General features: G+C 64.3%; 17 protein-coding genes. 15 read left to right on the forward strand and 2 right to left on the reverse strand.

Going from position 1 to position 18,970, the window contains the following annotated elements; all coding sequences use genetic code 11:
- Window positions 1–2: 2 nt before the first annotated feature.
- The 8 genes from tmk to QEG70_RS13040 all read left to right on the forward strand — a co-directional run bounded on the left by tmk (window position 3) and on the right by QEG70_RS13040 (window position 10,184).
- On the forward strand, window positions 3–638 hold the full coding sequence (tmk, locus tag QEG70_RS13005; protein ID WP_308721061.1) for a dTMP kinase: 636 nt from the start codon (window positions 3–5) through the stop codon (window positions 636–638).
- Complete coding sequence (locus tag QEG70_RS13010; RefSeq protein ID WP_308721062.1) at window positions 631–1,593, forward strand: DNA polymerase III subunit delta'; 963 nt, start codon at window positions 631–633, stop codon at window positions 1,591–1,593. The genes tmk and QEG70_RS13010 overlap by 8 nt, the downstream gene beginning before the upstream one ends.
- Window positions 1,590–3,128 (forward strand): methionine--tRNA ligase, encoded by a 1,539-nt coding sequence (metG, locus tag QEG70_RS13015; RefSeq protein WP_308721063.1) that lies wholly within the window; start codon window positions 1,590–1,592, stop codon window positions 3,126–3,128. Before QEG70_RS13010 ends, metG begins: the two co-directional genes overlap by 4 nt.
- Window positions 3,125–3,922, forward strand: a complete 798-nt coding sequence (locus QEG70_RS13020; protein ID WP_308721064.1) for a TatD family hydrolase — start codon at window positions 3,125–3,127, stop codon at window positions 3,920–3,922. Before metG ends, QEG70_RS13020 begins: the two co-directional genes overlap by 4 nt.
- Before the next feature lie 4 nt (window positions 3,923–3,926).
- The gene (locus QEG70_RS13025; protein WP_308721065.1) at window positions 3,927–4,712 is read left to right on the forward strand and encodes an MBL fold metallo-hydrolase; all 786 of its coding nucleotides are present in this window, start codon (window positions 3,927–3,929) and stop codon (window positions 4,710–4,712) included.
- Between the two features lie 161 nt (window positions 4,713–4,873).
- The gene (gene guaB / locus QEG70_RS13030; protein ID WP_308721066.1) at window positions 4,874–6,376 is read left to right on the forward strand and encodes an IMP dehydrogenase; all 1,503 of its coding nucleotides are present in this window, start codon (window positions 4,874–4,876) and stop codon (window positions 6,374–6,376) included.
- Between the two features lie 38 nt (window positions 6,377–6,414).
- Window positions 6,415–7,713, forward strand: coding sequence for an RsmB/NOP family class I SAM-dependent RNA methyltransferase (locus tag QEG70_RS13035; protein WP_308721067.1), 1,299 nt, complete (start codon window positions 6,415–6,417; stop codon window positions 7,711–7,713).
- A gap of 611 nt (window positions 7,714–8,324) precedes the next feature.
- Window positions 8,325–10,184, forward strand: a complete 1,860-nt coding sequence (locus QEG70_RS13040; RefSeq protein ID WP_308721068.1) for a cation:proton antiporter — start codon at window positions 8,325–8,327, stop codon at window positions 10,182–10,184.
- On the opposite strand, the gene QEG70_RS13045 is transcribed toward QEG70_RS13040, so the two are convergent.
- Window positions 10,168–10,680: a L,D-transpeptidase family protein gene (locus tag QEG70_RS13045; protein WP_308721069.1), complete on the reverse strand. Its 513-nt coding sequence runs from the start codon at window positions 10,678–10,680 to the stop codon at window positions 10,168–10,170. The genes QEG70_RS13040 and QEG70_RS13045 overlap by 17 nt on opposite strands.
- A 167-nt stretch (window positions 10,681–10,847) precedes the next feature.
- Between QEG70_RS13045 and QEG70_RS13050 the strand changes: the two genes are divergently transcribed.
- Window positions 10,848–11,567, forward strand: a complete 720-nt coding sequence (locus tag QEG70_RS13050) for a response regulator transcription factor (RefSeq protein WP_061273227.1) — start codon at window positions 10,848–10,850, stop codon at window positions 11,565–11,567.
- 134 nt (window positions 11,568–11,701) lie between these two features.
- On the opposite strand, the gene QEG70_RS13055 is transcribed toward QEG70_RS13050, so the two are convergent.
- Window positions 11,702–12,496: an exodeoxyribonuclease III gene (locus QEG70_RS13055; protein WP_308721070.1), complete on the reverse strand. Its 795-nt coding sequence runs from the start codon at window positions 12,494–12,496 to the stop codon at window positions 11,702–11,704.
- Between the two features lie 380 nt (window positions 12,497–12,876).
- Here QEG70_RS13055 and uvrC point away from each other — a divergent pair, with 380 nt between their 5' ends.
- From uvrC to QEG70_RS13085, 6 genes are all read left to right on the forward strand, one after another.
- Entirely contained in the window at window positions 12,877–14,763 is a 1,887-nt protein-coding gene (gene uvrC, locus QEG70_RS13060; RefSeq protein WP_308721071.1) for an excinuclease ABC subunit UvrC, read from the forward strand.
- A gap of 92 nt (window positions 14,764–14,855) precedes the next feature.
- Complete coding sequence (pgsA, locus tag QEG70_RS13065; protein ID WP_130731743.1) at window positions 14,856–15,455, forward strand: CDP-diacylglycerol--glycerol-3-phosphate 3-phosphatidyltransferase; 600 nt, start codon at window positions 14,856–14,858, stop codon at window positions 15,453–15,455.
- Between the two features lie 86 nt (window positions 15,456–15,541).
- Window positions 15,542–16,018, forward strand: a complete 477-nt coding sequence (locus QEG70_RS13070) for a hypothetical protein (RefSeq protein WP_308721072.1) — start codon at window positions 15,542–15,544, stop codon at window positions 16,016–16,018.
- A gap of 55 nt (window positions 16,019–16,073) precedes the next feature.
- Window positions 16,074–16,328: a molybdopterin converting factor subunit 1 gene (gene moaD, locus QEG70_RS13075; RefSeq protein WP_308721073.1), complete on the forward strand. Its 255-nt coding sequence runs from the start codon at window positions 16,074–16,076 to the stop codon at window positions 16,326–16,328.
- Window positions 16,329–16,335: 7 nt separating this feature from the next.
- Window positions 16,336–16,800 (forward strand): molybdenum cofactor biosynthesis protein MoaE, encoded by a 465-nt coding sequence (locus tag QEG70_RS13080; protein ID WP_308721074.1) that lies wholly within the window; start codon window positions 16,336–16,338, stop codon window positions 16,798–16,800.
- A 226-nt stretch (window positions 16,801–17,026) separates the two neighbouring features.
- Window positions 17,027–18,958, forward strand: coding sequence for a ribonucleoside-diphosphate reductase subunit alpha (locus QEG70_RS13085; protein WP_308721075.1), 1,932 nt, complete (start codon window positions 17,027–17,029; stop codon window positions 18,956–18,958).
- The last annotated feature ends 12 nt before the right edge of the window (window positions 18,959–18,970 follow it).

Consider the following 18,970-nt stretch of genomic DNA (forward strand, 5'->3'; position numbering starts at 1 on the left):
CCATGACCGGCCTGTTTATTACCCTTGAAGGCGGCGAGGGGGCGGGCAAGTCCACCCAGGCGCGGCTGCTGGCCGAACACCTGCGCGCGCAGGGTCATGATGTCGACCTCACGCGCGAGCCGGGCGGCACGCCGGGGGCGGAGGCGCTGCGTGAGCTGCTGCTGTTTGGCGGGCATGGCCTTTCGGCCCGCGCCGAGGTCATGGCCCATTTCGCCGCACGCACCGACCATGTCGACCAGCGCATCGCGCCCATGCTGGCCCGTGGCGGCGTGGTGATCTGTGACCGCTTTACCGATTCAACCGAGGCCTATCAGGGCTACGGCCTGAGCCACGGCGACCCCGCCATGCTGGGCCTGATCGCCACCCTGCGCGGCCTGGTTCCGGTGGTGCCTGACCTCACCTTCATGCTTGAGGTGCCCCCTGCGGTGGCGCAGGCCCGTCTGGCCGGGCGGGGTGATGGCCGCACCGACCGCTATGAGGCGGAAGGGGCCGCCTTTCATGCCCGCGTGGCCGAGGGCTTTGACACCATTGCCCGGCGCGACGCCACGCGCTGCCGCCGCATTGATGCCAGCGGCACGACGCAGGACGTGCAGCAGGCCTTGCGCGACATCGTAACCCCGCTGCTGCCCCATGCCTGACCCGCGCACCTGCCGCCGCCTGCTTGGCCATGATGCGGCGTGGCGGGAATTCCAGGCGGTCATGCGCACGGGGCGGCTGCACCATGCATGGCTGCTGGCCGGGCCGGAGGGCATTGGCAAGGCCAGTATGGCCTTTCTCATGGCGCGCGCCCTGCTGCGGGCCGAGGACCATGACAGCCCCGTGGGCCGCCGTGTAACTGCTGGCACCCATGCCGACCTGCTGGTCATTGCGCGCGGCATGGATGAAAAGCGCAACCGCCTGCGCCGCGAGATCGTGGGTGATGACATCCGCCCCATTGGCGCCTTCCTGCGGCGCACGGCGGCCGAGGGCGGCTGGCGGGTAGTGATCGTCGATGGCGCGGAATACATGAACCGCACGGCGGCCAATGCCATTCTCAAGATTCTGGAAGAACCGCCCGAGCGCGCGATCCTGATCCTGACCACCGCCGTGCCCGGCCGCCTGCTGCCCACCATCCGCAGCCGCTGTCGGGTGCTGGGCCTGTCCGCCCTTGATGACGCGACGATGCGCGCGGTACTCGCCGCCATGCCCGATGCCCCCCCGGCTGATGAGATCGAGGCCATCATTCCGCTTGCGCATGGCGCGCCGGGCAAGGCGCTCGAACTGCTTGGCGGTGATGGTCCGGCCCTGTCGCAACTGGTGGCCGGGGTGATGGCGGGCACGGCAGGCGAGGGGGCGGAATACGACATTGCCGCGCAGGTCACAAAACGGGAAAATGACTTTTGCGTCTTTTTCGATCTGCTGTGTGATGCCATATCTCAAAAGGCACGTGCCCTGGCCGCCGATACGGACAGGGTGCAAACAGCGGATCTGCGCCCGGCCCGTCTGGCCCTGCTGTGGCAGGACATGATGCGGCTGCGCGCGGAAACCGAACAGTTCAATCTGGATAAACAGCAGGCGGTCCTTACGGCCCTTGCGCGGGTGAGTGAAACATGACACGGCGCTACTACGTCACAACACCAATCTATTACGTGAACGGGGCGCCTCATATCGGCCACGCCTACACCTCGGTCGCAGCCGACGTGATCGCGCGCTTCAAGCGGCTGGCGGGGTTTGATGTCTTCTTCCTGACCGGCACCGACGAGCATGGCCAGAAGGTCGAGCAGGCCGCCGAGGCAAAGGGCATGCAGCCGCAGGCCTTCGCCGATGCGGTGGCAGCCGACTTCCGCGACATGTACGACACGATGGACATCTCCTACGATGACTTCATCCGCACCACCGAGCCGCGCCATGTGCAGGCGGCGCAGGCGCTGTGGAAGAAGCTTGAGGAAAACGGCCACATCTACCTCGATGCCTATGAAGGCTGGTACGCAACGCGCGATGAATGCTTCTATGGCGAGGAAGAACTCATCGACGGTCCCGACGGTAAGAAGGTCGCCCCCACGGGCGCTGCCGTCGAGTGGGTGAAGGAGCCGTCCTACTTCTTCAACCTGTCCAAATTCGGTGACAGGCTGCTGGAACTCTATGAAACCCGCCCCGGCTTCATCGAGCCGCAGAGCCGCCGCAACGAGGTGAAGAGCTTCGTTAAGCAGGGCCTGCGCGACCTGTCCATCAGCCGCACCAGCTTCAACTGGGGCATTCCCGTGCCGGGTGACCCGAAGCATGTGATGTATGTGTGGGTCGATGCGCTGGCCAATTACCTCTCCGCCGTAGGCTATCCGGACAAGACGGCGGCGCGGTGGGATTTCTGGCCGCCCAACCTGCACCTTGTGGGCAAGGACATCCTGCGCTTTCACGCCATCTACTGGCCCGCGCTGCTCATGGCGGCAGACCTGCCACTGCCCGAGCGCGTGTTCTCGCATGGCTGGTGGACCATTGAAGGCCAGAAGATGAGCAAGTCGCTGGGCAACGTGGTGGACCCGCGTGACCTGGTGAAGACCTTTGGCCTTGATGCCATCCGCTTCTTCCTTATGCGCGAGATGCCCTTTGGCGGCGATAGCGACCTCAGCCGTCGCGCCATCATCTCGCGCATGAATGTCGAACTGGCCAATGACCTCGGCAACCTCGCCCAGCGCACGCTCTCGCAGGTCGCGCGCAACTGCGACGGCAAGCTGCCCGCGCAGGGCAAACAGACTGATGAGGACCGCGAACTGCTGGCTACTGCCAGCCTGCTGCCCGACATCATGCACCAGCAGATCGACCGGCAGGCCCTGACCGACGCGCTGGAGGAAGTGTGGAAGCTGATCCGCGCCTGCAATGCCTATATCGACCACCAGGCCCCGTGGAAGCTCAAGAAAACCGACCCCGAGCGCATGGCCGACGTGCTGCGCGTGCTCACCGATGCGCTACGCATCATCGCCACCGTGCTCCAGCCCTACATGCCCGGCAGCATGGACAGGATGCTGACCCAGCTTGGCGTGGAAAAAGGCGAGCGGGATTTTGCAGCCCTCGACACCCCGCTGCCTGCAGGTTGCGTGCTGCCCAAGCCGGAGGGTGTGTTCCCGCGCTATGAGGAGCCGGAGGCATCATGACCCGCACGGGACTGACCGACTCCCACTGCCATCTCGACCATTTCTCCGCTGAGGAAATGCCCGAAGTCCTGGCCCGCACGCGCGAGGCCGGGGTGGACGGGCTGGTGACCATCGGCACAAGGCTGTCACGCGCGGCGCAGCAGAAGGCGCTCGCCACGCTCGATGCTCCGGAGCTGCGGGTATGGTGCACCATCGGCACCCATCCCGACCATGTGGACGAGGAAGCGCTGCCCACGGGGGCCGAACTCGCGGCCATGGCGGATGACGCCCGCGTGGTGGGCATTGGCGAGAGTGGCCTGGACTACTTTCACGGCCAGGAGGACATCCGCCCCCGCCAGCAGGAAAGCTTTAGGGTGCATATCGATGCCGCCCGCCGCACCGGCCTGCCGCTGGTCATCCACACGCGCGAGGCCGATGACGATACGCTGGCCATATTGCGTGACGAGACCGGCAAGCACGGCGCGTTTCCGTTCCTGATCCACTGTTTCTCATCCGGGCCGGACCTTGCGCGCGGCGCGCTGGAGCTGGGCGGGTATATCAGCTTCTCGGGCATTGCCACCTTCAACCGCGCGCAGGCGGTGCGTGACGTGGCGAAGGACGTGCCCGCCGAGCGGCTGCTGGTTGAAACCGATTCGCCCTATCTTGCCCCGGTGCCAAAACGCGGCAAGCGCAACGAACCGGGTTATGTGGCTTATACCGCCCGCATGCTGGCCGAACTGCGCGGCATGGAGGATGCGGCATTTGCCGAGATGACCACGCGTAATTTCAGTCGACTGTTTACACGGGCGGTATAACGGCATGGACATGATCATACTGGGCTGCGGCGGTTCATCGGGCGTGCCCATGCTGGGCGGGCCGGATGGGGCAGGGGACTGGGGCGAATGCGACCCGACCGAGCCACGCAACCGCCGCACGCGGGCCTCCGTGCTGATTGATGACGGGCCGGGCCGCAGGCTGCTCGTTGATACGGGGCCGGACCTGCGCGCGCAGTTCCTCTCACAGCGCATCGGCATGATCGACGCCGTGATCTACACCCATGCCCATGCCGACCATATTCTGGGGCTTGATGAACTGCGGGCCATCAACCGCATCATCAACGGGCCGATTCCCATCTACGGCACGGCGGCGGTGCTCGACGAGATCCGTACCCGCTTCGATTACGCCTTCCGCCCCTGGACCCCGCCTGCCATCTTCCGCCCCATCTTCGACGTGAATGTCGTCAGCCTGCCCTCCACGCAGGTCATGGCCGGAATGGAAGTGCAGGTGTTTGCCCAGACCCATGGTCGCACCGAAACGCTGGGCCTGCGCGCGGGGCCGATGGCCTACTGCACGGACGTGGCCGAGATGGACGCCCACGCCCTTGCCGTGCTGCGCGGGGTCGATACGTGGGTGGTGGACTGCTTCCAGCGCGCGACCCACCCGTCGCATGGCTGGCTGGAGCGCGTGCTGCAATGGCGCGAGGTCATACAGCCGCGCCGCACCGTGCTGACCCATATGGGGCCGGATATGGACTGGGCATGGATGCAGGCCAACCTGCCCGCGGGCGTCGAGGCGGCGTATGACGGCCTGCGCCTGACAGCATAAGGACAGCCTGCGGGCTGTTTTTTTGCCCCGCGCGGGCAGAAAGCGCACGAAGCCCGCGCGTAATGCTTGCCAGCGCCCGCTTAGCCCCCTAAGAGGGGGCGCCAACGGTCGGTGACCCGAGGCGCGGGGTAGCCGCCATCTGCTGACGAGGGCCCTGCATCATGTCTTCCATCTCACAAAACACATCGACTTCCCGGCTTGAGGACCGCATCCGCGAGGCCCTCGCCTTTGATGACGTGCTGGTCGTTCCCGATGAATCGAGCGTGCTGCCTTCGCAGACATCGACCAAAACCCGGCTGACCCGCAAGATCACCCTTAATATTCCGCTGATTTCCTCGGCCATGGACACCGTGACCGAAGATAACATGGCCATTGCCATGGCCCAGAACGGTGGCCTTGGCGTAATCCACAAGAACCTGACCATCGAGCAGCAGGCCGAGCAGGTCCGCCGCGTCAAGCGTTTCGAATCGGGCATGGTGGTCAACCCGGTCACCGTCTATCCCGACCAGACGCTGGCGGAAGTGAACGCCACCATGTCGCGTCATGGCATCAGTGGCCTGCCGGTGGTCGAGCGCGAGACCAACCGCCTTGTGGGCATCCTGACCAACCGCGACGTGCGCTTCGCCACCGATCCCGCCCAACGCGTGTATGAACTCATGACGCGCGAGAACCTCGTGACCGTGCGCAACGGCGTGGACCGCGAGCAGGCCCGTCAGCTCCTGCACCGCCACCGGATTGAAAAGCTGCTGGTCGTTGATGACGAGGACCGCTGCATCGGCCTCATCACCGTCAAGGACATGGACCGCGCGGTGCAGTACCCGCAGGCCAACAAGGACAGCCTCGGCCGCCTGCTATGCGCCGCCGCCACCGGCGTGGGCGATGATGGCGTGGCCCGCGCGCGCGAACTGATCGCGGCTGGCGTGGACGTGGTGGTGATCGACACCGCGCATGGCCACTCGGCGGGCGTGCTGAAAAGCATCGAGCGCATTCGCGCCATCGAGAACGATATCCAGATCATTGCCGGTAACGTGGCCACCCCCGAGGCGGCGCAGGCGCTGATCGGCGCGGGCGCTGACTGCGTGAAGGTAGGCATTGGCCCCGGCTCTATCTGCACCACGCGCGTGGTGGCGGGCGTGGGCGTGCCGCAGTTCTCCGCCGTGATGGAAACCTCGGCCGCGTGCCACGAGCTTGACGTGCCTGCCATTGCCGATGGTGGCGTGCGCACCTCGGGCGATATCGTGAAAGCGATCGGCGCAGGGGCCGACGTGGTCATGATCGGCTCGCTGCTTGCCGGCACGGAAGAGGCGCCGGGCGAGGTGTTCCTGTACCAGGGCCGGACCTACAAGTCCTACCGTGGCATGGGCAGCCTTGGCGCCATGTCGCGCGGCTCAGCCGACCGCTACTTCCAGCAGGACATCAAGGACACGCACAAGATGGTGCCCGAGGGCATCGAGGGCCGCGTGGCCTACAAGGGTGCGATGGGGGCCGTGGTGCACCAGCTCGTGGGCGGGCTGCGCGCGGGCATGGGCTATACCGGCTCGGCCACCATTGCCGACCTGCAGAAGCGCGCGCGCTTCCGCCGCATTACCGGCGCGGGCCTGCGCGAGAGCCACGTGCATGACGTGTCCATCACGCGTGAAGCCCCGAACTACCGGCAGGACTGATCCTGCCGGCCTTCCCCACAATAACGGTTCCCTGATTCATGACACCCAGCGCACGGCTTTCCGCCGCCATTGACCTGCTTGCCGCAATGGAGGCTACGCCGCAGCGCCCTGCCGATGCGCTGGCCAATGCCTTCTTTCGGGAGCGGCGTTATATTGGCGGCGGCGACCGCCGGGCCATCTCGGCGCGCGTGTGGCGTGTGCTGCGGCACTGGCGCAGGCTGCACTGGTGGATTGAGCGCGTGGGGGGGAAGGTCACGCCCCGCACGCTGGTGCTGGCCATGATGGCGCTCGACCCGGAGGCGCGTGAAAACCCGCAACACCTCTTTACGGGCGAGCGGTACGCGCCGCTGGGGCTGATCGGCTCCGAGAGCAGCCTGTACGCCCGGCTTGAAGGGCAGGGGCTGCTGCACCCCGACATGCCGCCCGCCGTGCGGCTGGAAGTGCCGGACTGGCTGCTGCCCCGCCTTGAGCGTACTTTTGGGGACGGGCTGGAAGCCGAACTTGCCGCCATGGATGGCGAGGCGACGCTTGACCTGCGGGTGAACCTGCTCAAATCCGACCGCCCTACAGCACGGGCCGCCCTTGAGGGCGAAGGCATCCATGCGGTTGATACCACGCTCTCGCCATGGGGGCTGCGGGTTGCGGGCCGCCAGCCCATTACATCATGCGCCGCCTTTCGCAGCGGGCTGATCGAAATTCAGGATGAAGGCAGCCAGCTTGTGGTTGCCGCCGTGGGCGCGCGGCCGGGCATGCGCGTGCTCGATTACTGCGCGGGCGCTGCGGGCAAGACGCTGGGCATGGCCATGACCATGGAAAACCGGGGGCACATCGTGGCGTGCGATGTGTCCGAGCCACGGCTGGAAGGTGCGGTGCGCCGCCTGCGCCGCGCGGGCGTGCACAATGCCGAGCGACACCTGCTGGTGGCGGGCGACCGCTGGGCGCGCCGCCGCAGTGGCAGCTTTGACCGCGTGCTGGTCGATGCGCCCTGCACCGGCACCGGCACATGGCGGCGCAACCCCGATGCCCGCCTGCGCCTGCGCGAGCGCGATCTTGTGGAACTGACCGAAAAGCAGGCTGCCATCATGGACCGCGCCGCAGCCCTGGTGCGGCCGGGCGGGCGGATGGTCTATGCCACCTGCTCCGTGCTGCGCGAGGAAAATGGCGATCAGATCGCAGCCTTTCTGGCCCGCAACCCGGCTTTCTCGCTGGTCGTGCCCGATGGCGCGGATGATGACCTGCCTGCGGGGCTGAGCACGGATGGGCAGGTCAGCCTGACGCCGCGCCAGCACCATACGGATGGCTTTTTCGCCGCCATCATGCAGCGTGACGCGGGCTGAAATCCGTTTTCCGAAAAATCTTTTGGTAATGCTTTTTAAGGAACTATTTGAAAGCAACTCATTGATAAAAAATGACAAAAGTTTTTGGGTGCCGCCTTTTTTCAAAAAGGCGGCGTTCTTTGAAACTTTCTGGCAAAAAGCGTCACCAAAAACGTCCTTATGATTGCTGGGTGTTTTCCGGGCTGATTTTCAAACAGTTTCTAAAAGGCAGCGTTTTCAGCAAGCTCCGGTCCTGAATCCGCCCTTCAGCCCAAACAGGCTTCACAACCCATGCACACCATCCCGCGCCCTGCCATGCGGGGGCACAGCTAGGGGGAATGCAGCCATCAACAAAGCGTCAGCACAACAAAAGAAAGTCAAATCGCGCCTGCGCGGTGTTTAACATTCGCGCCGTATTTTGTTGCGGCAAGAAATATTTTTGGCTTATCTATGACAGGCTGGTTCTGGTTTCCTGCCTTGGGCGTTATTGTTGCACATATACAGTGTCGGGTGCCGAAGCTGACCGGATCATGGATGCGGCGCAGGGCAGGGCGGGCCTGAAAGGTCGCGGCCCTCCATGATCCATTGGCAGGCTGGCACCGGCGCCATTTGCAACATTATGGGACATCGGGATGCAGGCAACAAACCTGGCAATTGGAATTCTGTTCGTGCTGGGCGGTGGCATTGCGGCCCAATGGGTAGCATGGCGTTTCAAGCTGCCTGCCATCGTGCTGCTGTTCGCCCTTGGGCTGATCTGCGGGCCGGGGCTTGGCATCCTGCACCCGGCCACGGCCATCGGGCCGTATTTCCACCCGCTTGTTTCCATGGCCGTGGCGTTCATCGTGTTCGAGGGCGGGCTGGCGCTTGACCTGCGGCAATGGCGTGAATCGGGCGAGGGCGTGCTACGCCTGACGGCAGCCGCCCTGCCCATCAACTGGCTGCTCGGCTCGCTGGCCGCGCATTACGTGGGGCACCTGAACTGGGGCACGGCCTGGCTGTTTGGCGCTATTGTGGTGGTGACGGGGCCAACTGTGGTGCTGCCCCTGCTGCGCCACACCAAGCTGCGGCCAAGGGTGGCGGCCTTCCTGCGGTGGGAGGCGATCGTGAACGATCCCATCGCTGCCATTCTGGCAACCCTGGTGCTGGAATGCCTGCTGATCAGTTCCAGCCACACATCCGATGCATCGCTTGCGGCGGTGGAAATCGGGCCGCACCTGCTGTTCGCCACCATGTTTTCCATCGGGTGCGGCATTTTTCCCGCGCTGCTCATCAAGTTCCTCTCGGCACGCGACCTGCTGCCCGAGATCCTGCGCATTCCCATGATCCTGGCCTTCGCCATGGGGGTTGCGGCCATCTGCAACCTGCTCATGCAGGGCGCAGGGCTCATGGCGGCCACCGTGTTCGGCATGGCACTGGCCAACCTGCATGTGACCGGCATGTCGGAACTCCAGCGCATCAAGGAATCGCTGGGCGTGATCGTGGTCTCGTGCCTGTTCGTGCTGCTCACGGCGGACCTGCAGCGCACGGTGCTGGCCGAACTGTCCTGGCCGATCATGGCGCTGACATTCACGGTCATGTTCGTGGTAAGGCCGCTGGGCATCTATCTCTCCACCATCGGGGCGAGCATGTCGTGGCAGGAGCGGCTGTTCGTGGGCTGGATCGCGCCGCGCGGCATCGTGGCCGCCGCCGTGTCCGGCGTGGTGGGGTTGCAGTTGCAGGAGGCCGGTTACGCCGGGGCCAACATGATCACGCCTGCCGTGTTCGCGCTGATCGCCTCGACCATGATCCTGCATGGCTTCTCGCTCAGGCCGCTGGCGCGCGCGCTCAAACTGACCCTGTCCGATGAGCCGGCGCTGGCCATCATGGGGGCCAATGCGTGGTCCACCAACCTCGCCCGCGTGGTGCATGACCGGGGGGTGCCGGTGCTGCTTGTCGATACGTATGCGCCCGCGCTCAACAAGGCAGCGGGGCTGGGCGTGCCTGTGCTGCGCGCCGAACTGCTCTCGGTCGAGGGGCAGGAAAGCCTGGAGGAGCGCCCCGCCGACTACCTGATCGCCACCACGCCGGATGCCATTTATAACGGCCTGGTGTGCGCGCGCATGGCGCCTGACCTAGGGCGGCAGCGCGTGTTTCAGGTCAGTCCGGGCATAGCCAGGCTGGACCTGTATCACGGGCTGAGCCGGGATTCGCGCGGCAAGGTGCTGGGCGAGCCTGCGTGGAATTTCTCGCTTATCGATTCCCGCTACGCCCAGGGCTGGCGCTTTGGCAGCTATATTGCCGATGAAACCATAAGCGAAGCCCGGCTGACCGACGGCCCGGCCATGCTGTTCATGATCATCCGCAAGGGCACGGCGATCTGGGTTTTCTCAGCCGAGGATGCGATTCCGGCCGAACCGGCGGAAGGCGACATCATCGTGCTGTTCATGCCGCCGGGGCAGGATGTGAGCCAGACGGACCTGCCCGTGACTGATGGGCCTATACCGGCGGCCTGACCTCGATTTCCGCAAGCCCCGCGGCCAGCAGGCGGCGCAGTTCAGGTTCGGGCAGGGCAATGCAGCCTTCCGTGGGGCGGCCGCCCTTGGGGGGGAGATGGAGGAAGATGGCCGACCCCGCGCCGGAATGGACAGGCGCGTCGTTATAACCAAGCACCACCACAATGTCGTAAACGTGATCCTCGCGCCACAGCCGCTCATGCCGGGCGGGGTGGGGCAGGGTGACATGGCGGTTGTAATCGGGGCTGGCGGGGTCATCGCACCAGCCATCAAGCGGCGAGAGCGGCTCGACGGGCAGATGACAAACAGGTGATGCCACCCGGTCGGCGCGATAGAACACGCGCCGCAACGGCAGAATACCGGCGGGCGTGGCATGATCTCCCTCGATTTTGCGGGTTTTGATGCCGCCCGCGCCGATGATGGCGGGCATAAACTCGCGAATGCAATGCAGTTGTGCATCCAGCCCTGTATTCGTTTGCAAAATAGCGCGTATCATGAATTCCTCTGGATCGGGTCGTATTTATGTTATCTCCGGCCTCATCCGGCTGCATACGGCATTGAGGCCGGCAGGTCATGGGCCTGCTGGTCATGGGGTCGGGCATGAACAGCAAGACAGAGACCGGTTCGATAAAGGACCGGCCTTAAAGTGATGAAGAGGGTTCGATGGCAGGAGCACGTCCCATACTGATAGCGGACGACGATCAGACTTTACGTCAGATGCTCGTTGAACAGCTACAGATTGATGGTGAATTTGAAGCGATCGAGGCTGGCTCCGTCGCCGAAGCCTGGGAAAAGCTGCAGAAACCGGGGGCGCGTTTTGACGCGATCATCCTCGATGTATCCCTCCCCGACGGGGACGGGCGTGATTTCTGCGCCGACCTGCGGCGCAAGGGCAAGCGCATCCCCATCATCATCCTGACTGGCTCTGATGACGAGACGGATGTGGTGCGGGGCCTCGATGCGGGCGCCAACGACTATGTGGCCAAGCCGTTCCGTATTGCGGAACTCCTGGCCCGCCTGCGCGCGCAGATGCGTATTTTCGAGAACAGCGAGGACGCGGTCTTTGCCATCGGGCCGTATATCTTCCGCCCGTCGGCCAAGCTGTTGCAGGAAACGGCCAAGAATCGCCGCATCCGCCTGACGGAGAAGGAAGCGGCCATCCTGAAGTTCCTGTACCGCGCGGGCACGCGCCCCGTGCCCCGGCAGGTGCTGCTCAACGAGGTGTGGGGCTACAACGCGGCGGTGACGACCCACACGCTGGAAACCCATATCTACCGCCTGCGCCAGAAGATCGAGCCCGACCCCACCAATGCCAGCCTGCTGGTAACGGAAGGCGGCGGCTACCGTCTCGACCCCGAAGGCGGCAAGAGCGCCCTTGCCTGAACCGGGGCTGCGTTGACGTGTGAATTATGACGGGCCGCCCGGTTTCGGGCGGCCCGGTCGTGTTTGAGCCTTATAAAGATAAAAGTTTCTGGTGAAGCGTTTTTCAAAAAGCTTCGAAAAACGCTGCCTTGCGCTCAGCCGTCGATATCGATCAGCACCGGCACATGGTCCGACGGCTTCTCCCAGTCGCGTGCAGTGCGCAGCACCTCCATGCCGCGCAGGGCAGGGCGCAGGTCGGGTGTGACCCATACATGGTCCAGCCGCCGCCCGCGGTTTGACGCGCTCCAGTCACGGTTGCGGTAGGACCACCACGTATAGAGCTTCTCATCCGGCGGCACGAATTCGCGCATGGCGTCGATGAAGCCGGTCTGCTGCCAGGCCAGCAGGCGTTCGGTTTCCTCCGGTGTGTGGCTGACAATTTTGAGCAACTGTTTGTGGCTCCACACATCCTGCTCGAGTGGGGCGATGTTCAGGTCGCCCACGAGCACGGTGCGCCGCATGTCACGCGCGGAGAACCACTGGCGTGCCTCCTCCACAAAAGCGAGCTTGTGGGCGAATTTGGGATTCTCGACCGGGTCGGGCACGTCACCGCCCGCAGGCACGTAGAAATCATGCACGTCAATCGCGTCAGCCCCCGTGCCATGGCGCACGGCGATGTGGCGGCAGTCACCCTTTTCGCACCAGTCCGGCGTATCCTCCAGCACGGTTACGGGTTGGCGTGACAGGATGGCCACCCCATTATATCCCTTCATGCCACGAAACACGACATGCCCGAAGCCAAGGGCGCGCACGTCCTCAAGCGGGAACAGGGCGTCAGGTACCTTGGTTTCCTGCAGGCAGACGATATCGGGCGATGTGTCCTGGCACAGCCGGGCAAGCAGCGGCATCCGCAGGCGGAGGGAATTGATATTCCAGGTGACGATACGCATATCGGCTGCATTGCCGATCCGTGGCAGGCTGACAAGAATATTTTTTTCCCCACAGGGCGCAGCGCAGGACGAAAACAGGAACGAATGGCAAAAGGCGGCTGATATTTCCTGCAAAAATGCAATCCGCTCATCAGGACACACGGATGCCATAATTTGTCCACCTGTGGGGTTGACAGCCCTGAATCCAGCCTGTCGTGGGGCGGATTTTTTTTCCGGCCTCCGGCTTGTCCAATATAATTGTTTGAAAACAGTAGGTTGTTGTTAGTGATGTTTTTTTGGGCAATCCAAGTACAGGAACGGAAAACCGCCACCCGCACGTTTTTTTCGGCCCCTGCTCCACAGACTTATCCACATTATCGGTGGATGAACGGCTGCCGTCCATGACAACGGCCATTTCCGACGCACCAACCCGCCCGGTGGGGGTGGATGCGATCCACCACGCCCTGCGCACCATGCCACAGGCGCCCGGCGTGTACCGCATGCTCGGCGAAAAGGGGAACGTGCTGTACGTAGGCAAGGCGCTGAACCTGAAGAAGCGCGTGACCTCCTACACCCATGTCAGCCGCCTGACCGAGCGCCTGCGCCGCATGGTGTCGGAAACGCGCAGCATGGAAATCGTCACCACCCATACCGAGGCCGAGGCCCTGCTGCTCGAGGCCAATTACATCAAGCGCATGCAGCCGCGTTACAACATCCTGCTGCGTGATGACAAAAGCTACCCGTGGATCATGCTGACCGACCGGCACGACTTCCCCCAGATCAGCAAGCACCGGGGCAAGCCGGTCAAGGGGGCCTCGTACTGGGGGCCGTTTGCCTCGGCCTGGTCGGTCAACCAGACGCTGAACCTGCTCCAGCGCACCTTTCTGCTGCGCTCGTGCTCCGATAGCGAGATGCAGGGCCGCACGCGCCCGTGCCTGCTGCACCAGATCCATCGCTGCTCGGCGCCCTGCACCGACCGCATCAGCCGCGAGGACTATGCCGAACTTGCCGCCCAGGCGCGCAGCTTCCTGGCGGGCAAGGACCCGGACATGCGCGAGAAGCTGGGCCTGGAGATGGAACAGGCCGCCGAGGCGCTGGAGTTCGAGCGCGCCGCGGCCATCCGCGACCGCATACGCGGGCTTTCGGCCCTGCAGCAGGATTCCAGCGTCATCAACCCCTCCAGCATGAGCGATGCCGACATCATCGCCATCTGGCAGATTGCCGGGCAGTCCTGCATTCAGGTGTTCTTCATCCGCGCGGGGCGCAACAACGGCAACCGGGCGTTCTTTCCCAGCCATGCGCGTGATGAGAACGCGCCCGACGTGCTCGCCGCCTTCATCGGCCAGTTCTATGATGACAAGCCCCCGCCCGCGCAGGTGCTCGTCAACCAGGACCTGCCGGAGCTTGACGTGCTCACCGCCGCCCTGAGCCTGCGCCGGGGCCGCAAGGTCGAGATCATTCACCCGCAGCGTGGCGAGAAGCGCGGCGTGATCGAGCATGCCGCCCTGAACGCGCGCGAAGCGCTGGAGCGCAGGATGGCCGAAAGTGCGGGCCAGGCGAAGCTGTTGCAGGGCGTGGCCGACCTGTTTGGCCTCGACGCGCCCCCCAAGCGCATCGAAACCTACGATAACAGCCACATCCAAGGCGCGAACCCCTATGGCGTGATGGTGGTGGGTGGCCCGGAAGGGTTTGAAAAACGCGCCTACCGCAAATTCTCCATCAAGGGGCCGGTCACGCCGGGCGATGACTTCGCCATGATGCGCGAGGTGCTGGAACGGCGCTTCCGCCGCGCGCTGAAGGACCGGGAGGAAGGCGTGCGCCCCGAGGACTGGCCCGACATCCTGCTGATTGATGGCGGGGCAGGGCAGTACACCGCCGTGCGCGGCGTGCTTGATGAACTTGGCGTGACGGGCGTGACCCTGGTGGGCATTGCCAAGGGGCCGGACCGTGATGCGGGGCGGGAGTGGTTCCATACCGCCGACCGGCCGCCCTTCCAGTTGCCGCCGCGTGATCCGGTGCTGTACTACCTGCAGCGCCTGCGGGACGAGGCGCACCGCTTCGCCATCACCACCCACCGCGCCGGGCGCTCCAAGACGCTGGTGCGCTCGGAACTTGATGATATTCCGGGCGTTGGTCCGGCACGCAAGCGCGCGCTGCTCAAGCATTTCGGCTCGGCGCGCGGCGTGCGGCAGGCTGGCCTGGGGGAGCTGGAGCATGCGCCAGGCATCAACCGCGACATGGCGCGGGTCATTTACGGTTTTTTCCATCCCGACTGGACAGAAGAGTGAGCGGCTGTCATGCAGATGTGAGCCTGCAACCTGCCTGACAGGCGTTATCAGTATATTGGCTTTCTCCCTTTCTTGGTTATAGCAGTATCAGCATGCTTACCGACCTGCCCAACCTCCTGACCCTGTCCCGCATCATCGTGGTGCCGATCGTCGTGGCGCTTGTGGTCATCCACACGGCCCAGACCGATTGCGCTGCCTGCGTGCTGTTCATCCTGGCGGGCATCACCGATTACTTTGATGGCAAGCTGGCGCGGGCGTGGAACCAGAATTCCGATCTCGGCCGCATGCTCGACCCCATTGCCGACAAGCTGCTCGTCGGTGCGTCGCTCATGGTCATGGCGGGGCTGGGGCGGCTGCCTTACGGGTGCCTGTACCCCGCCATCATCATCCTGTGCCGCGAGATCCTGGTCAGCGGCCTGCGTGAATACCTTGCCGCCACCCGCGTTGGCCTGCCGGTGACGAAGCTCGCCAAATGGAAGACCGGCTTCCAGATGACGGCGATCGGCTTCCTGCTGGCAGGCGACAGCACGGCAGGACTGCTGCATATCGGCTGGCTGCCGGTCAATGTGCTCGGCGCCATCATGATGTGGATCGCCGCCGCCCTGACGCTGATTACCGGGTGGGATTATGTCTCCACCGGGCTGCGCCATGTGGGGCGCGGCACCTCGGGCGCCACCAAATTATCTTCCTGAGCTACATGAAAAATTAACGCGCTTCATGGCTCATCGTCCCTGCGGGCCATGCGCCCGCCGGTTTGGCGAGGAGGCGAGGGAAGAGCGTGGTGCGCAATGCAATGGTGCTGTCATTGCTGGTGGGGCTGGCAGGATGCGGCGGGTTCGGGCCGATCTTCGCCGATAATGCCGAATTTCCCGGCAGCCTGCCCAATACGCCGCGCGCGGAAGGCGAGAACATGCGCCGCGTGAGCGGGCAGGCCCCGCAGGTGCTGCCGATCCTGCCGCAGGCGCGTAATATCTGGCCTGTGCTGCGCGATGGGCAGGCCACCCCGGCGGCGGGGCAGGCGGTAGCCGCCATCATGCCGGGCGGGATGGAGCATGACCTGCCTGCGGGCGGCGAGATGCAGATTGGCAACGATGCGGTGGACGATGGGCCGCCCGGACACGTTTCCGCATTGTCTTCGGGGCGGGGCGCAACGCATAAGGACGCAGCGGATGCGGCGATCATCGTGCCCAATGGCGATGGCACCGTAACCGCGGTCAGCGCCGATGGCACGGTGCATGAACAGCAGGCCCCCTGACGTGACCCGCCGCTGCGGGGCGCAGGGCCTGCCCTGAGTGGGAGAGAAAAGCGGAATGCTACGCATTCTTTATTTTGCATGGCTGCGCGACCGCCTTGGCCGCTCCGGCGAGACGCTGCCCCTGCCGCAGGGCGCGCATAGCGTGCAGGACCTGATTGCCGCCCTGCGCGCGCGTGGGGGGGAATATGCCGCCATCTTCGCCAAACCTGAGCTGATCCGCGTGGCGGTGAACCAGAGTTTCGCCACGATCGCCGCCCCTATTGCCGCGCATGACGAGATTGCGTTCTTCCCGCCGGTTACAGGGGGCTGAGACCATCATGCCGCGTGTCACGATCCGCGTTCAGGCCGAAGCGTTTGATAGCGCCCACGAAACCGCGCTGCTGCTGCGCGGGCATGAGGATGTGGGGGGAGTCGCAGCCTTTACCGGAATCGTGCGCGGCGGCGGCGGGCTGGTGGCGCTGGAACTCGAGCATTATCCCGGCATGACCGAATCCATGATGTGCCGCATCGCGGAATCGGCATGTGCGCGATTCGGGCTGGTGGGCTGCACGGTCATCCACCGGGTTGGCAGGCTGGCGGTGGGCATGCCCATCGTGCTGGTGCTGTGCGCCTCCGCCCACCGGGGCGCGGCACAGGAGGCCACCGCCTTCATGATGGACTGGCTCAAGACCAGCGCACCGTTCTGGAAACGCGAGGAATTTGCAAACGGGCACAGCGCCTGGGTCGAACCCCGCGCGCAGGATGAGGCGGCCAAGGCACGATGGGGCAGCCTTACGGCGTGAAGGGGGAGGGGAGAAAAATTAAAAAAAATAATCTCCCGTCAATCCGCTTGACGTAAGCTGGCCGCTGATTCGGAACAACGTTCCCCATTTTCCCGCCCTACATTATGTAGTGCAAAGCCGCATGAAATAGTCCATATATAGGGGCATATCATAAAACCCCGTCCCACCACGCAGGCGCCCGAAAGGCCCTGCGTGCCTTGGCGCGGGCCGATTACGGAGAATGTAAATGGTCCTGGATGACGTATCCGGCGGCATGGCCGATCGTTCTGCCAACGAGGATGGGGCCGTTCAGGGAAAGGACAGTACGCCCATGCCTGACACGTCTGACATGCTGGACAGTGTGGTCCAGCTTCCCGGTCATCATCCCGTGCGCGTGGACCATTCCCGCGATGCGCTGCTCACGGCGTTTGGCAAGGCAACGCTCAACAACCGCTACCTCCTGCCTGATGAGAGCTATCAGGACCTGTTTGGCCGCGTAGCCTCGTATTACGGGGCCAACCCCGCCCATGCCCAGCGGCTGTATGACTACATCTCGCGGCACTGGTTCATGCCGGCAACCCCGGTGCTCTCCAATGGCGGCACCTCGCGGGGGCTGCCCATCTCGTGCTTCCTCAACGAGGCCAATGACAGCCTGCGCGGCATCGTGGACCTGTGGAACGAGAATGTGTGGCTGGCCTCAAAGGGGGGGGGCATCGGTTCCTACTGGGGCAACCTGCGCTCGATTGGCGAGAACGTGGGTCGTAATGGCAAGACCTCGGGCGTCATTCCCTTCATCCGGGTCATGGACAGCCTGACGCTGGCCATCAGCCAAGGCTCGCTGCGGCGCGGCTCGGCTGCGGTGTACCTGCCGGTCTGGCACCCCGAGATCGAGGAATTCATCGAGCTGCGCCGCCCCACCGGCGGCGACCCCAACCGCAAGGCGCTCAACCTGCACCACGGCGTGCTGGTGTCGGATGCGTTCATGCGCGCGGTGGCCGATGATGATGAATGGGCGCTGCTCTCCCCCAAGGACAACACGGTCATCCGCAAGGTTTCGGCCCGCGCGTTGTGGATTCGAATCCTCACCGCGCGCATGGAACAGGGCGAGCCGTACATCATCTATTCCGACCATGTGAACAACGCGCGCCCCGAGCACCACAAGCTGGCGGGGCTTGAGGTCAAGACCTCGAACCTGTGCGCCGAGATCACGCTGCCCACCGGCATGGACCACCATGGCCGCGAGCGCACGGCGGTGTGCTGCCTGTCCTCGCTCAATCTCGAGACATGGGATGAGTGGAAGGATGATCCGCAGTTCATCGAGGATGTGATGCTGTTCCTCGACAACGTGCTGCAGGACTTCATCGACCGCGCGCCCGACGACATGGAGCGTGCCCGCTACGCCGCCATGCGCGAACGCTCGGTCGGGCTGGGAGTCATGGGGTTCCACTCCTTCCTGCAGGCCAAGAACGTGCCGTTCGAAAGCGTTGTGGCCAAGAGCTGGAACCGCAAGATCTTCCAGCACATCCGCGCGCAGGCCGATGCCGCCTCGCGCAAGCTGGCCGAAGAGCGTGGACCGTGCCCGGATGCGGCGGAATATGGCGTGATGGAGCGTTTTTCCAACAAGATGGCGATCGCGCCCACGGCGTCGATCTCGATCATCGCGGGCAATGCCAGCCCCGGCATCGAGCCGATCGCGGCCAATGTGTTCCTGCAAAAAACGCTGTCCGGCTCGTTTACCGTGCGCAACCGCCACCTTGACAAGCTGCTGACCAGCAAGGGTCGGAACACCAGCGATGTCTGGTCGTCCATCACGCTCAACAAGGGCAGCGTGCAGCATCTCGACTTCCTGACCCAGCAGGAGAAGGACGTGTTCAAGACCGCGTTTGAACTCGACCAGCGCTGGGTGATCGAGCATGCGGCGGATCGCGCGCCGTTCATCTGCCAGGCGCAGTCGGTCAACATCTTCCTGCCTGCCAACGTGCACAAGCGCGACCTGCACCAGATCCATTACATGGCGTGGAAGCGGGGGGTAAAATCGCTGTATTACTGCCGCTCGCTGTCCATCCAGCGGGCCGATGCGGTGAGCGATGGCCAGGAAAAGCGCGACGTGACGCCAAAGGATGGCGGCAGCCCCCCTGCGACATCGGGCGATTATGAGGAATGCCTCGCCTGCCAGTAGGGCGAGGGAACA

The sequence above is a fragment of the Komagataeibacter xylinus genome, assembly GCF_031081985.1.
GTDB classification, from domain to species: domain Bacteria; phylum Pseudomonadota; class Alphaproteobacteria; order Acetobacterales; family Acetobacteraceae; genus Komagataeibacter; species Komagataeibacter xylinus_E.